We start from the raw sequence: 14,199 nt of genomic DNA, 5'->3' as shown, positions 1-14,199 counted from the left end.
GCGATGGGTGCGCGGGCCACGAGAACACCCCTTGGGGTGTCTGTCGTCTGGCCTTTGATCTGCGCGCCTCGCATCGCGGTCCTTGTCTGACCCGCGTCAGGCGGGCCTGTTCAATGCCCGGTCACAATGCTGAACATCTTGACCCAGGGCGTTCGTGTGATCGTTGCCGATCATGGTCAGCTGCTGCGATCCACCGGCAAGGCCGTGTCGGATCGTGGCAGAGAATCTCACCGGGCTTTTGCACATATCGTCATGGCAACCGCCCGTGGTCCCTACATAGGTTAGAAGACTGTCACAAGACAATCACAAAGTGCAATCCGGTCGTCGGGCCGTTCACCTCCCGATGATGAAGCCGCCAGCATAGAAGCTGTCGTCGGCCCGCCCCGTCATGGCCGCCACGGCATCGTCCGGCCCGAGTTCGCCGGCAAAGAGGCCCGGGACGCCGTCGTAGGATACGTCGCCCGCGAATCCGTCCGCAAATCCCGCGTCCCCAGAGGCCGCCAACGTCAGTTTCCCGTCGGTGGAAGCCCCGTTCAGACGCCCTGTGCCAAAGTCGATGTCGGCCGACAGCGTTCCGGTCGGGCGCGTCACGGTCCATGTGCCGGGGGCAGTCGTCGTATCGGCGTTTTCGACGACGACCAGCCGATAGGTGCCCGTCATCGTCGCAACGCCCGACGTCGGTGTCGTGCCAAGGTCGGTCTGCGGCAGCACGCCCGCAATCGCCAGATTGGCCTGCCCCGTGTCGTCACCATAGTCAGCCGCATTCACCAAAGCATAGCCAAAGGCATAGCCGTTGCCACCGCCATCCTGCACGACGGTCGTGTCCGCGGCAGCGATGCCAGGAAAGGCACCGGTTGTCGTCGGCACAATCGTTGCCGCGCCGAAAGCGCTGATCTCCACCGGGTCCTTGCCGATGTTGCCGTCATAATCGCTGCTGCCGCAGGCGGCCAACATGGCCAAGGCTCCGGCAGTCGCAGTCGGTCGGATCATCGTTGGCCCCCTGTCCCGTGTCCGCTTCACCCTACAGGTAATCGGATCGTGACAGGGTATATTTCGCCATCTTTTCGTTCAGGGTGCGGCGCGGCAGGCACAGCTCTTCCATCACGGCGGTGATGCTGCCCTTGTGACGGCGCATCGTGTTGTCGATCAGCATGCGCTCGAAGGCTTCGACGAACTCCTTCAAGGGCTTGCCTTCCGTTGTCATGGCTGGCCGGCTGTCGTCGTTGTCAGCCATCAGCAAGGATGCGATGGAGCCTGTGCCGCGCCGGTTCTGCAATACGGCACGTTCCGCCACGTTGATTAGCTGCCGCACGTTGCCGGGCCAGGGGGCCTGCAACAGTTGCGCTGCCTCCTGCGCGCTGACCTCGGGCGCATCGCAGCCATATTCCTCGGCGAATTGGTCGGACAGGCGGGTGAAGAGGGTCAGGATGTCCTCTCCACGTTGACGCAGAGGTGGAACGACGATGCGCAATGCACTGATACGGTAATACAAATCCGGGCGCAGCACCGACTCGCAGGTCTTGTCCTGTTCCTGCAGGTTGCAGATCGCCACGATCCGTGTCTCTGCCGGATTGCCCTGATCGTTGATCGCCGTCAGCAGCCGCGCCTGAAGCGTCTGCGACAGGCTCTCGACATCCTCGAGAACCAGCGTGCCGCCGCGGGCTTCTTCCATCGCGGGAATCGGCTCTTCCTCTCCTGCCGGTCCGAACAGGCGGCGGGTCAAGGTCGCCTCGTCAAAGGCGGCGCAAGCAATCAGGACGAACTTCTTGGTCGCCCGCGCCCCGACCGCGTGCAGCGCATGGGCCACCAGCGTCTTGCCGGTCCCGGTCTCGCCTTCGATCAACACATGGCCGTCGGCTTGACCCAGGTCGAGGATGTCTTCCTTCAACCGTTCCATCGGGGTCGAAGACCCCATCAGCTTCTTGATCAGGGCGGACCCGTCTGACAATTCCTTGCGCAAGGCGCGGTTGTCCAGCGTCAGGCGCCGCGCGCTGCAGGCCTTCTTGGCCAGTTCGGTCATGCGGTCCGGATTGAAGGGCTTTTCAAGGAAATCGAAGGCGCCGACGCGCATCGCTTCCACCGCCATCGGCACGTCGCCGTGGCCGGTGATCATGATGACGGGCAGCGCGGAATCGACGCCGCGCAGCTTTTTCAGGAACTGCATGCCGTCCATGCCGGGCATCTTCACGTCGCTGACGACGATGCCGGGGAAATCCGGGCCCACGTTGCGCAACGCCTCCTCGGCCGTCGCATAGGCTTCCGTTTCGAAACCGGACAGGGCCAGCCATTGGCTGATCGACTGCCGCATGTCCTTCTCATCGTCCACGATGGCGATTTTCATGGCTTTGCTCATGGATCTCATCCTTATTCCGCGGCTTGTGCCGCTGTCTTGAGGCGTGGCAGCTGCACTTCGAACACAGCACCGCCACCTGCCCCGTTCCGCGCGGTCAGACGACCGCCCAGATCGTTCACGATACCCGAAGAGATCGCGAGGCCAAGGCCCACACCATCGCCGGGTTGCTTTGTCGTATAGAACGGCTCGAACAGCTGTTCGAGGTCGTCGATTCCGTGGCCGTTGTCGCGCACCGTCAGCGTGACCGTCTCGCCCACGGCGAGGATCACGTCAATGCGCGGATCGTCCACGACCTTGGTCGCGTCGATCGCGTTGCGCAGCAGGTTGATGATGACCTGTTCCAGCCGCAGCCGGTCGCCGTAGATCATCGCAGGTCCGCCCGGCAAGGTGCGGCTGATCTGCACATAGCGAGTCTTCAACTGCGGTTCCATCATCGACAGGGCCGATGACACGGCCGCGCGGGTGTCCACTGGCTCGAACGCGTCGGACCCCTTGCGTGCATAGGATTTCAGTTGCCGCGTGATGGCACCCATCCGGTCGATCAGGTCGTCGATGCGCTGGAAGGACGACAATGTCTCTTCCGGCCGTTTGCGTTGCAGCAGCAGGCGCGCGCCGGCCAGGTAGGTCTTCATCGCGGCCAGCGGCTGATTCAATTCGTGGCTGACGGCGGCCGACATCTCGCCCAGAACGGCCAGCTTCGACGTCTGCGCCATTGTCTGTTCCGCCACTTCGAGGTTGCGTTCAACCTGCTTGCGGGCCGCGATTTCGTTTTGAAGGGCGGCGTTCAGCGCGCGCAATTCGGCGGATTCGCGTTCAAACAGCGCAACCCGGTTCGTGGCCCTGCGCGATGAAAACCAGAACATGAAGGCCAGCAGGATCGCGAAGCCCATGACCTCCAGCGCCAGAACGCCGTTCACCCTTTCCCGCACCGAGGAATAGGCGGTGTAGCTGACCATGCGCCACCCTTGGAACGGGACGCGCGCCTCGCGGCGCAGCACGGCTTCTCCGCGCAGGTAGGCGTCGATGGGCAAGGCGGCCCAGTCCTGCGTGGCGCGCAGCGCCATTTCGATCGCAGAGGGCGGTGTCTGGCGCCGCAGCGCCTCTGCCTCGTCCAGCCCGCGCCAGCGTGGTTCGGTGGACAGGATGATCGTGCCCTTGCTATCGGTCACATAGACCGCATCCGACACGCTGGCCCAGTTGCGTTCCAGTTTGGCCAGATCGACGGCGACCTGGATCACGCCCAACGCCGTGCCATTCTCCTCCAGCCGGCGCGAATAGACAAAGCCATAGCCGCCCTGTGCCGTCTCGCTCAGCGTAAAGACCGTCGCATTGCTGCGTAATGCATTCACGAAGGACGCGTCGCCGCGATGCGCCTCGCCCAGACGGTTGCGGTCAGTCGCGGCGACGACGCGTCCGTCGCGGTCCAGCAGCATCAGCGACGCGGCCCCGATCTCATCGACGAAGGACAGCAGGCGCTGGGTGGACAAGGCGAAGTTTCCATCCGCCAAGGCGTTGATCAGTTCGGGGTCGCGGGCCAGCAGTTGCGGTACGATGGAATTGCGCTGAAGTTCGCTCATCAGGTTGGCGACATAAAAGGTCAGGCGGACCTCGGCGCGGTTGCGCGTGGTCTCGGTGAACCGCTGGGTGAGCAGCATGTTCGTCGTGTAGATCGTGATGATACCCAACAGGCAGACCACGAGAACGCTCAGGCGCAGGACCCAGCGGCCCTGCCCCGTCTTTCCCGCGATGGTATCCGTCCGCTGCATCGACATTAGATAAGCCGGGCACCCCTGACCGGCAAGCGATGGCTCATGCGTCGGCGAGTTGCTGCACAAGGCCGCGGAACAGCGCCAGCCCGTGCGTATGACCCGTCAGTGGGTCCACGGCACGTTCGGGATGCGGCATCATGCCCAGCACCCGCCGGTTCTCGCTCAACACGCCGGCGATGTCGTTGCGGCTGCCGTTGAAGTTGTCGCCGTAGGCAAAGGCGATGCGGTCCTGATCACGCAGCGCGTCCAGCGTGTCGGGATCGGCGGTGTAATTGCCGTCGTGATGCGCCACCGGCAATGTGATCGTGTCGCCCGCAGTGTAGCCTTGGGTGAACGCGGACGCAGCGGTCGCGACGGTCAAGGTGACTGGCTTGCACACGAATTTCAGCCCTGCATTGCGCATCAGCGCGCCGGGCAGAAGGCCGGTTTCCGTCAGGACCTGGAACCCGTTGCAGACGCCAAGCGCATAGCCGCCGCGTTCCACATGCCGCTTCAGACCCTGGCAGACCGGCGATTGCGCGGCGATGGCACCGCAGCGCAGGTAATCGCCAAAGGAAAAGCCGCCAGGCACCGCGACCAGATCGACGTCACCGATCTCGGCATCCTTGTGCCAGATCATCGTGACGTCGGCCCCGGCCGCGCGCAGCGCCACCGCCATGTCGCGGTCGCAGTTGGATCCCGGAAAGACGAGGACGGCGGCGCGCATCAGAGAAGCTCGATCCGATAGGATTCGATGACCGTATTGGCCAGCAACGCCTCGCACATCTCGCGAATCTTCGCCTCGGACGTGCCGTCCTGCAGATCGAGGGCGATGATTTTGCCCTGACGCACGCCGTTCACGCCGGCGAACCCCATCGCCCCCAACGCATGGCGCACCGCCTCGCCCTGCGGGTCCAGCACGCCGTCCTTGAGCATCACATGAACATTGGCCTTCATGTCTTTGGTATCCTTAGTTGATCAGCGTCGGCTTCGGGCGATGAGTAACGTTGCTCGGCAGAACGCCCAGACGGCGCGCGACCTCTGTATAAGCGTCGGCGAGATTGCCAAGGTCCTGGCGGAACACATCCTTGTCCAGTTTCTGTCCCGTCTCGACATCCCACAGCCGGCAACAATCGGGACTGATCTCGTCCGCGACCACAAGGCGCGGGAATTCGTTGTCCCAGATGCGCCCGACCTCGATCTTGAAGTCGATCAGCTTGATGCCGACACCGTACATGACGCCCGACATGAAGTCGTTGACCCGCAGGGCCATGCTGACGATGTCGTCCATGTCCTGTTGCGACGCCCAACCGAAGGCGATGATGTATTCCTCGGGCACCAGCGGGTCGCCCAGCTTGTCGTCCTTGTAGGAGAATTCCACGATCGGGCGCGGCAAGGGTGCGCCCTCTTCCATGCCCAGCCGCTTGGCCATGGAACCTGCGGCGAAATTGCGCACGATGATTTCCAGCGGAATGATCTCGACCTGGCGGATCAACTGCTCGCGCATGTTCAGGCGGCGGATGAAATGCGTGGGGATGCCGATGTTGCCCAGCCCGATCATGAAGAACTCGGACAAGCGATTATTCAGCACGCCCTTGCCTTCGATCACCTCTTTCTTGGCACCGTTACCTGCGGTGGCATCGTCCTTGAAATACTGGACGAATGTGCCCGGCTCCGGCCCCTCGTAAAGGATCTTTGCCTTGCCTTCGTAGATCAGCTTGCGGCGTGCCATGAAATGCCTCGCGTTCGGGGGCGGCCCCGTTGGCGGGCCACCGCTTGGGGCCTCTTACGCCAAGCCCCCCTTGCGGGCAAGCGGTGCGGTCCCCATAACTTCATCAACGCAACGCCGCACAAAGGACGCCGCCCCATGTCGACGATGAAAGACCGTGAAAACGCCTTCGAGAACAAGTATGCCCACGACGCCGAGATGCAGTTCAAGGCCGAGGCCCGCCGCAACAAGCTGCTGGGCCTTTGGGCGGCAGACCTGATGGGCAAGACCGGTGATGATGCACAGGCCTACGCCCGCGAAGTCATCAAGTCCGATTTCCAAGAGGCCGGCGACGAGGATGTCTATCGCAAGGTCAGCGGTGATCTTGGCGACACGGTGTCCGAGGCCGACCTGCGCGCCAAGATGGCAGAGCTGATGATCGCCGCCAAGGCGCAGCTTGTGGACGAAAACTGATTGCATTTTAGGGGATACGCGGTCTTTCGGAGCCGCGTTTACCCGCCTTTCATGCCACGCGCGCTAGGACCCTGACAGTGCAGTCAGGGGGCCCAGATGCGGCAACACGTCACGATCCACCCGGCTTGGCGCGCGGCGCGCGTCACCCTGCCAACGGCCCTCGGTATTGGCCTGCTGGTCTGGGGTGCCGGGCAATTGCCGGCGCATGCGCTTGCGACGGCACTGGACGGCCTGCCGGCCATCGCGCCCTGGCGCTGGATCGCAGCCCTTGGCCTGACCGGCCTCAGCTTTGTCGTCATGGGCCGGATGGAGGCGGTTTGGCACGTCGCCTTGCGCCTGAACACGCAGCCTCATGCCGCGCGGCGCACCGGTCGCATTGCCGTGGCTGTCGGTCAGTGCGTCGGGGCGGCCAGCGTGGTGGCGGGCCTGCTGCGCTGGCGACTGCTGCGCGACACGACCCCGCCCGCCGATGTCGCGCGCCTGTCACTCGCAGCCTCGCTGTCGTTCATGCTGTGCTGGAGTGTCTCTGCGCTGGTCGCAATCTGGTGGGTCGCGCTGACTGGCATCCCGTCGCTGTCGTTGACCTTGCTGCCGTTTCTGCTGACCGCCGCCGGGCTTGCAAGCTGGCGCTACGGCCCGATGCTCTGGCGAAACCGTGCCGTTGCCACCGGTGTCCTGGGGTGGTGCCAGTTGGATTTGCTCTGTGCGGCGGCCGTCTTTCTGTTGCTGGCCCCCTCTGACCTTCCCGCGCTGGACGTCGTAGCAGTCTTCACGCTGGCGGTCGGGGCCAGGCTGGCCACCCACCTGCCGATGGGCCTTGGCGCATTCGATTTGGTCGTGCTGGCCTTGCTTCCGGTCCCGGTGGCGCAGATGCTGCCGGCGCTGCTGGCCTACCGCTTGGTCTATGGCATCCTGCCCGGCGTAATGGGGCTGCTGGCGTTGCGGCAGCCACATGCCCTGCCCGGTCGCGATTCCCTGCGCTGCCTGTTGCGAAACCGTGCGCCCGCGATCTGGGCGCTGTCGGGGCAAGGGGCCTCTGTCTGGCAGGACGACCGCGGTGCCGCCTTGGTCGGCCAGGCCCTCTTTGCGCGCGCCATCATCGGAGAGACGTTGCGCGACACCCCTGCGGCCCTTGCCCGCACCAGTCGCTACAAGTGCAGCGCGCGCGCCGCCGCGCGTCTGCGTCGCGTGGACTGGTCGGTCATGGTGATCGCGACCGAATCCTGGATCGACCCGCAGGTCTGGACATGTGACGGCCCTGCGAGGTCCACGCTGCGGCGCAAGTTGCGGCAGGCCCGGTCCGCCGGTGTCGTGATCCGAATCATCGATCCCGGCGCAATGGCGACCGACCTGAACCGCATCGCTGCCACCTGGGCGCGCGCTCACGGAGGAGAGCGCGGGTTCTCCATGGGGCGCTACCACCCCGCATGCCCTGCGGGACCAACGGGTCCATGGCATCTTCGTCGACGACACCCTGCGCGGCTTCGTCACCTTTCAGGTCGGCCGGTTCGACTGGACGCTGGACCTGATCCGCTACGACGGCACCCTGCCCGCCGGTGCGATCCACGCGGCCATGGTCGCGGGGTTCGCGGCTGCAAGGCTGGCGGGCGTGACCGAGGTGAACATGGGTGCGACGGTCGCCCGACGCGGACCCTTCGGCTGGCTGGGCCGACGCAATACCGGACTGCAACAGTTCAAGGGCGGCTTCGCGCCCCGCACCCGGATGCTCTATCATGCCGCTCCCAATCCAATCCTGTTCCTGTGGTCTGCCAGTGCCGTTCTGCTCGCCATCCAGCGCCCGCACGCGCGGCTGACATCCTGGCTCGGACGATTGTCTTTTGCCGCGTCCCGTGCGACGGAAGACACGACCGTCCGTACCGGACCCCCTGCACCGCCCGAGGCCACCGATGACACAAGCATTCGCCCAACTGCTCGCCGCGCGCGACTGGATCCTCGCCGATGGCGCCACCGGGACAAACCTTTTCAACATGGGTCTTTCTTCCGGCGACGCGCCAGAGATGTGGAACGTCGAACATCCTGACCGGATCGCGAAGCTGTATCAGGGGGCCGTCGATGCAGGATCGGACCTGTTTCTGACCAACAGTTTCGGAGGCAATGCCTCGCGCCTGAAACTGCACGATGCCCAAGGCCGCGTGATGGAACTGAACAAGGCCGCCGCCGAGATCGGGCGCGCGGTCGCCGACAAGGCGGGTCGCACCGTCATCGTCGCGGGCTCTGTCGGGCCGACCGGCGACATCATGATGCCGATGGGCAACCTGACCCATGAACTTGCGGTCGAGATGTTCCACGAACAGGCCGAGGGGCTGAAGGCCGGCGGTGCCGATGTCCTCTGGGTCGAGACGATTTCCGCGTTCGAGGAATATGCCGCTGCCGCCGAGGCGTTCAAGCTCGCCGACATGCCCTGGTGCGGCACCATGTCCTTCGACACGGCGGGCCGCACGATGATGGGCGTCACCTCGCGCGAGATGGTGAAATCGGTGGGCAAGCTCGACTACCAACCGCAGGGCTTCGGCGCGAACTGCGGCACCGGTGCCTCTGATCTGCTGCGCACGATCCTCGGCATGGCGGACGCGGACCCTGCCTTGCCGCTGATCTCCAAAGGCAATGCGGGCATTCCGAAGTATCACGATGGTCACATTCACTACGACGGCACGCCGGAATTGATGGCGGACTACGCGGAACTCGCCCGCAACTGCGGGGCAAAGATCATCGGCGGCTGCTGCGGCACGACGCCAGAGCATCTGACCGCGATGCGTGAGGCTCTGGAAACACGGCCCAAGGGCGACCGCCCGTCACTCGAGGCGATCACGGCGGCCCTCGGCACCTTTTCGTCGGAATCGGACGGCACCGACGGCAACGGCCCCGTCCGCGCCGCCCGTCGGGGCAAGCGACGCAACTGACGCAGGCGGGGCTGGCCTAGAAGCTTGCACCGTCCACATGCTGCACCGCCAGAGCCCGCGGATTGACTCCGTCAAAACAGTTGGCATTCACGGCGACAACCTCGGATCCGTCCGGTCCGATGCCATAGGCAAAGGCCTCGATCCCGCAGGTCGTGCAATAACGATGCGCAATCCGTTCGGTGTTGAACAGATATTACGTCATTGCAGCTTCACCCTGCAATAGCGTGAACTTCGAACGCGGCGTGAAAGTCAGCACGCTGCCAAGGCGCTGACACCGCGAACAGTTGCAAGTCATCGCCCTTTCAAGGTCGAGGTCTGCCTCGAACCGTATGGCACCACACTGGCAGCCGCCGAAATAGTGTTGCTCGCTCATCGTCGCATCCTTTCACGCGGAGGAGGTCACCTTATCAGAACAACTGCATCTGGTCACCGGCCTGCGGCGGGGCGGCGAACAGGTCGGTCCGCAAGGGCAGCAGGCGGCGGTCCAGCCCCAGCCGCCGGGCGGCCAGGTTGAACCGCTGGCGCAGCAGACGTGCCCATTCCCCCTGCCCGGTCATGCGCGTCCCGAACGCCGGGTCATAGTCCAGCCCGCCGTGCAGTTCACGCACGCGCCCCATGATCCGCGCGGCGCGGTCGGGATAGGACGACTCCAGCCAGTCGCGGAACAGCCCCGCCACCTCGCGCGGCAGTCGCAGCACGATGGAAGACGCCGCAACCGCCCCCGCGTCCTTCGCCGCCGCAAGGATCGATTCCAGCTCGTGATCCGTCAGGGCCGGCACCACCGGCGACACCATGACGCGCACATCGATGCCGGCGTCGGTCAGCGCCCGGATCGTCCGCAACCGCACGGCGGGCAGCGGCACGCGTGGTTCCATCGCGCGACTGGTCGCGTTGTCCAAGGTCGTGACCGAGATTCCGACCCGCACCAGACCCTTGGCGGCCATCGGTGCCAGGATGTCGATGTCCCGCGTGATCAGCGCCCCCTTGGTGACGATGGCGATGGGATGGTTGAAGTCGCTCAGCACTTGCAACAGACCCCGCATGATCCTGCGATCCCTTTCGATCGGCTGATAGGGGTCGGTGTTGGTGCCGATGGCGATGGTCTGCGGCACATAGGACGCTGCCCGCAACTCGCGTGCCAGGACCTGCGGCGCATCGGGTCGCGCGATCAGTCGCGTCTCGAAATCCAGACCGGGTGACAGGCCAAGGTAGGCATGGCTGGGTCGCGCATAGCAGTAGATGCAGCCATGTTCGCACCCCCGGTAGGGGTTGATCGACCGGTCGAAGGAGAGGTCGGGCGAGGTGTTCTTGGAGATCACCCTGCGCGGCATCTCCTCGCTGACCTGCGTGCGCAGAACAGGCAGATCCTCGTCAGCCGTCCAGCCGTCATCGACCCCCTCGTGCGTCAGGCGGTCGAACCGGACGTCCGGATTGCCGGCAGCGGCCCGACCGGGCGTGCGAAAGCGTGGCGGTACAGTGAAATCCATGACCTGAGCTTGGAACAAAACGGAAACAACCGCAAGCCCGCGTCGGTCCCAACGGCGCGAATGTCGCAATTCATCGCGTCCGTCTCTGGGCAAAGGCGCATGACGAAACTACACTTCGGTCAATGCCGTGCCATAAGGATCAACCCATGTCGGACGACGACGAAATTATCCTCAACGACCTGAATGACGAAGACCTCGTCGCGCAGATGTTCGACGACCTTTACGATGGCATGAAGGAAGAGATCGAGGAAGGCGTGAACATTCTGATCGCGCGCGGATGGGAACCCTACCGCGTGCTGACAGAGGCACTTGTCGGCGGCATGACCATCGTCGGCGCCGACTTTCGCGACGGCATCCTGTTCGTGCCAGAGGTGCTGCTGGCCGCCAACGCGATGAAGGGCGGCATGGCGATCCTGAAGCCGCTGCTTGCCGAAACCGGCGCGCCGACCATCGGCAAGATGGTCATCGGCACGGTCAAGGGTGACATCCACGACATCGGCAAGAACCTTGTCGGCATGATGATGGAGGGAGCCGGTTTCGAGGTCATCGATCTGGGCATCAACAATGCCGTCGACGGATATATCGAGGCATTGCAGTCCGAAAAGGCCGACATCCTCGGCATGTCCGCCCTGCTGACGACGACGATGCCTTACATGAAGGTCGTGATCGACACCTTGATCGAAAAAGGCATGCGCGACGATTTCATCGTGCTGGTCGGTGGTGCCCCCCTGAACGAGGAGTTCGGCCGGGCCATCGGAGCCGACGCCTACTGCCGCGATGCGGCGGTCGCGGTCGAAACGGCCAAGACCTGGATGGCGCGAAAGCACAATCGCGCCAATGCTGGCTGACATGCTTTCAGTTTGACGTCATTTTGACTGGACAGACCGCAAAGTCTCCCCCACTTGTCCCACTACATAGGGGGGAGACTCATGCGTACCGGACCCTTTCTTCTTTTAATCCTGACCGTGCTGCTGCTGGCAGCAGCGACGGTTTGGCTGGCGCAGTTTGCCGGTGCCTTGGCGCTTCTGCCGGCTTTGGGAACTGTCCTGTTGATCCTCGCGATCCTGATCCGCCGCGCGCGGTGACGGACCTGGATCACCGGTTGACCGAACAGGGACTGCTGCCGCAAGGCGACGGACGGGTCCTGTTGCTGGCCTGCGGTGCGTTGGCGCATGAAATCCTCGCGCTGCGTGCAGCGAACCAGTGGGACCATCTGGACCTGCAATGCCTGCCGGCAATATACCACAATCACCCGGAACGCATCGTCCCGGCCATTCGTGCGACCGTCGCGGCGCGACGTCACGATTACGACCGAATCTTCGTTGTTTACGCGGATTGCGGCACCGGTGGGCAGTTGCAGGCGGCCTGCGACGAGATGGGGATCGCGATGATCCCCGGTCCGCATTGCTACAGCTTCTTCACGGGGAACGACGCCTTTGCCCGGACCGACGACATGACAGCCTTCTATCTGACTGATTTCCTGACCCGCCAGTTCGACGCCTTCGTCTGGCGCCCGCTCGGCCTCGACCGTCATCCGCAACTGCGCGACACCTATTTCGGCAATTACACGGCGCTGATCTATCTGGCGCAGACCGACGACCCGGCGCTGACGGCAAAGGCGGCCACCATCGCGGACCGCATGGGTTTGACGTTCATCCGCCGCTGTACCGGATACGGCGACCTCGCGCAGGCCCTCGCGACGGCCTGACACCCTTCAACCCATTGCAGGGCAGCGGTTAGCCCGACGCTGACACGTTGCGAATCCGCTCGACCATCGCGCGCAGCCCGTTCGAGCGTTGCGCCGACAGATGATCGGTCAGACCCAGCCGCCCAAGCTCTGCACCGGCGTCGACCTGTGCCACCTGATCCAATGGCACGCCGTCGTAAAGCGCGCCGAGGATCGCCACCAGCCCGCGCACGATCATCGCGTCGCTGTCACCGCGAAAGTGGAACACGCCGTCTTTGGGCATCGCCACCAGCCAGACCTGACTGGCACAGCCCTCCACCTTCGTCGCCGGCACCTTCAGCGCATCCTCCAGCGGCGGCATCGCCTTGCCCATGTCGATGACATGGCGATAGCGGTCTTCCCAGTCGTCCAGAAAGTCGAAGGTTTCAACTATCTCTTCAAAGGCTTGCGTGGCCATCTTTATCCACCTTTCAGCGCGGCACCGTGATGACGCGCTGTCCGTCTACAGCCAGCGCCACCTTGCCCTGCGTCAGCAAAAGCGCATCTCGACCAAAGACCTCGTTACGCCAGCCTTTCAGGGCCGCAATGTCGCGTTGACCTGCCGCCAGCATGTCCAGATCGGCGGATGAGGCGATGAGTTTCTGCGCCACGTCCTCCGCGTCGGATTTCGCCTTCAGGAGCACCCGCAGCATGTCGGCGATCGCCGGGTTGACCTGCAATTTCTCGCGGCTCAGGTCCGGCTTTGGCAACTTGTCGTTGGGCACCGCCAGCCCGTCGGCAACCGCTTTCAGAATGCCGTCCGCGATCTCGCCGCGCCGCGCTTCGCGTAGCAGCAGGCGCAGGCGTCCCAACTCGGCCTCGTTCGCGGGCTTCGCACTCGCGATCTCGACCAGGGCATCATCCTTGTAGACCCGGCTGCGTGGTACGTCTCTGGTCTGGGCATAGACTTCACGGAATCGCGCCAGTTCGCGCACAATTCCAAGGAACCGGCCCGAATTCGTGCGGGTCTTCACCCGTTCCCACGCCGTATCGGGGTCGGTCTCATAGGTGGTGGGGTCGTTCAGCACCGCCATTTCCTCGGTCACCCACTTCTGTCGTCCGGTGCTGCGCAGCCGGTCGGACAGGTATTCGTAGATATCGCGCAGGTAGGTCACATCGCCGATGGCATAGGTCTTCTGTGCGTCCGTCAGCGGCCTGCGGGACCAGTCGGTGAAGCGGCTCGACTTGTCGACGCCGTCCTTGCAGATCTTGCGCACCAGCGTCTCATAGCCCGCCTGATCGCCAAAGCCGCAGACCATCGCCGCGACCTGCGTGTCGAACAGCGGCGAGGGGATTAGCTTGGCATCGACCCAGAAGATCTCGAGGTCCTGACGGGCGGCATGAAACACCTTCACCACGCCCTCATCGCGGAACAGATCGTATAGCGGTTCCAGCGACAGCCCGTCGGCCAAGGGATCGACGACGACCGCGTCGTGCCCACCATCATCCTGCCATGCCAATTGGACGAGGCAGAGCATCGCGTAGTAGGTTCGCTCGCGCAGGAATTCGGTGTCGACAGTGACATAGGGTCTTTTGGCGGCTTCGGCACAAAAGGTGGCCAGCGCCTCGGTCGTGGTGATTGTCTGCATGAAGGCCTTGACTGGTCGGGGCCCGCACGGGACCGGCAAAAACATGAGGTCTTGTAGGCGATTGCCGCCGGATTGAAAAGGCGCGTTGCCCGATTGCAGCAGCGACGCCCATTGTGGGGCCATTTCGCCCCGCCCGCGGCCAAAGGGTTTGCAAACTTGATCCAGCGCAGGATTGTTGACGCAAGATTTCAGA

Annotated in this window: 16 protein-coding genes; 6 read left to right on the top strand and 10 right to left on the bottom strand. The window is 63.9% G+C overall.

From position 1 onward, the window contains the following. Nucleotides 1–333: 333 nt before the first annotated feature. Genes ACOI1H_RS09690 through purC form a run of 6 tightly spaced genes read right to left on the bottom strand, consistent with a single transcriptional unit; the run spans nucleotide 334 to nucleotide 5,833 of the window. The gene (locus ACOI1H_RS09690; protein WP_422437002.1) at nucleotides 334–990 is read right to left on the bottom strand and encodes a hypothetical protein; all 657 of its coding nucleotides are present in this window, start codon (nucleotides 988–990) and stop codon (nucleotides 334–336) included. A 31-nt stretch (nucleotides 991–1,021) separates the two neighbouring features. Next, nucleotides 1,022–2,353 (bottom strand): sigma-54-dependent transcriptional regulator, encoded by a 1,332-nt coding sequence (locus ACOI1H_RS09685; RefSeq protein WP_422437000.1) that lies wholly within the window; start codon nucleotides 2,351–2,353, stop codon nucleotides 1,022–1,024. An 11-nt stretch (nucleotides 2,354–2,364) separates the two neighbouring features. Continuing rightward, the gene (locus ACOI1H_RS09680; RefSeq protein WP_422436999.1) at nucleotides 2,365–4,125 is read right to left on the bottom strand and encodes a sensor histidine kinase; all 1,761 of its coding nucleotides are present in this window, start codon (nucleotides 4,123–4,125) and stop codon (nucleotides 2,365–2,367) included. A 37-nt stretch (nucleotides 4,126–4,162) separates the two neighbouring features. Beyond that, on the bottom strand, nucleotides 4,163–4,828 hold the full coding sequence (gene purQ, locus ACOI1H_RS09675) for a phosphoribosylformylglycinamidine synthase subunit PurQ (RefSeq protein ID WP_422436998.1): 666 nt from the start codon (nucleotides 4,826–4,828) through the stop codon (nucleotides 4,163–4,165). Further along, nucleotides 4,828–5,058 carry a phosphoribosylformylglycinamidine synthase subunit PurS gene (gene purS / locus ACOI1H_RS09670; RefSeq protein ID WP_422436996.1) on the bottom strand — a complete coding sequence of 77 codons (231 nt, stop codon included), beginning with the start codon at nucleotides 5,056–5,058 and terminating at the stop codon, nucleotides 4,828–4,830. The genes purQ and purS overlap by 1 nt, the downstream gene beginning before the upstream one ends. A 13-nt stretch (nucleotides 5,059–5,071) precedes the next feature. Then, entirely contained in the window at nucleotides 5,072–5,833 is a 762-nt protein-coding gene (gene purC / locus ACOI1H_RS09665) for a phosphoribosylaminoimidazolesuccinocarboxamide synthase (protein ID WP_422436994.1), read from the bottom strand. Nucleotides 5,834–5,968: 135 nt separating this feature from the next. On the opposite strand from purC, the gene ACOI1H_RS09660 reads away from it, so the two are divergent. The 3 genes from ACOI1H_RS09660 to bmt all read left to right on the top strand — a co-directional run bounded on the left by ACOI1H_RS09660 (nucleotide 5,969) and on the right by bmt (nucleotide 9,204). After that, nucleotides 5,969–6,283 (top strand): DUF1476 domain-containing protein, encoded by a 315-nt coding sequence (locus tag ACOI1H_RS09660; protein ID WP_422436992.1) that lies wholly within the window; start codon nucleotides 5,969–5,971, stop codon nucleotides 6,281–6,283. Between the two features lie 96 nt (nucleotides 6,284–6,379). Then, nucleotides 6,380–8,194, top strand: a complete 1,815-nt coding sequence (locus ACOI1H_RS09655) for a phosphatidylglycerol lysyltransferase domain-containing protein (protein ID WP_422436990.1) — start codon at nucleotides 6,380–6,382, stop codon at nucleotides 8,192–8,194. Then, entirely contained in the window at nucleotides 8,191–9,204 is a 1,014-nt protein-coding gene (gene bmt, locus ACOI1H_RS09650; protein WP_422436988.1) for a betaine--homocysteine S-methyltransferase, read from the top strand. The genes ACOI1H_RS09655 and bmt overlap by 4 nt, the downstream gene beginning before the upstream one ends. Nucleotides 9,205–9,397: 193 nt before the next feature. On the opposite strand, the gene ACOI1H_RS09645 is transcribed toward bmt, so the two are convergent. Continuing rightward, entirely contained in the window at nucleotides 9,398–9,577 is a 180-nt protein-coding gene (locus ACOI1H_RS09645) for a GFA family protein (RefSeq protein ID WP_422436987.1), read from the bottom strand. 34 nt (nucleotides 9,578–9,611) lie between these two features. Then, nucleotides 9,612–10,691 carry a PA0069 family radical SAM protein gene (locus tag ACOI1H_RS09640; RefSeq protein WP_422436985.1) on the bottom strand — a complete coding sequence of 360 codons (1,080 nt, stop codon included), beginning with the start codon at nucleotides 10,689–10,691 and terminating at the stop codon, nucleotides 9,612–9,614. Nucleotides 10,692–10,837: 146 nt separating this feature from the next. Here ACOI1H_RS09640 and ACOI1H_RS09635 point away from each other — a divergent pair, with 146 nt between their 5' ends. The 3 genes from ACOI1H_RS09635 to ACOI1H_RS09625 all read left to right on the top strand — a co-directional run bounded on the left by ACOI1H_RS09635 (nucleotide 10,838) and on the right by ACOI1H_RS09625 (nucleotide 12,399). Further along, nucleotides 10,838–11,539 (top strand): corrinoid protein, encoded by a 702-nt coding sequence (locus ACOI1H_RS09635; protein ID WP_422436983.1) that lies wholly within the window; start codon nucleotides 10,838–10,840, stop codon nucleotides 11,537–11,539. Between the two features lie 81 nt (nucleotides 11,540–11,620). Then, nucleotides 11,621–11,776: a hypothetical protein gene (locus tag ACOI1H_RS09630; RefSeq protein WP_422436982.1), complete on the top strand. Its 156-nt coding sequence runs from the start codon at nucleotides 11,621–11,623 to the stop codon at nucleotides 11,774–11,776. A gap of 17 nt (nucleotides 11,777–11,793) precedes the next feature. Further along, nucleotides 11,794–12,399, top strand: a complete 606-nt coding sequence (locus ACOI1H_RS09625; RefSeq protein WP_422436980.1) for a DUF1638 domain-containing protein — start codon at nucleotides 11,794–11,796, stop codon at nucleotides 12,397–12,399. Between the two features lie 28 nt (nucleotides 12,400–12,427). On the opposite strand, the gene ACOI1H_RS09620 is transcribed toward ACOI1H_RS09625, so the two are convergent. Then, nucleotides 12,428–12,835: a SufE family protein gene (locus ACOI1H_RS09620; protein WP_422436979.1), complete on the bottom strand. Its 408-nt coding sequence runs from the start codon at nucleotides 12,833–12,835 to the stop codon at nucleotides 12,428–12,430. Nucleotides 12,836–12,848: 13 nt separating this feature from the next. Beyond that, nucleotides 12,849–14,006: a ribonuclease D gene (gene rnd / locus ACOI1H_RS09615; protein WP_422436978.1), complete on the bottom strand. Its 1,158-nt coding sequence runs from the start codon at nucleotides 14,004–14,006 to the stop codon at nucleotides 12,849–12,851. Nucleotides 14,007–14,199: the final 193 nt, after the last annotated feature.

Source organism: Loktanella sp. DJP18 (assembly GCF_049310965.1).
Lineage (GTDB): Bacteria > Pseudomonadota > Alphaproteobacteria > Rhodobacterales > Rhodobacteraceae > Loktanella.
This window is presented reverse-complemented; position numbering and strand designations above follow the sequence as displayed.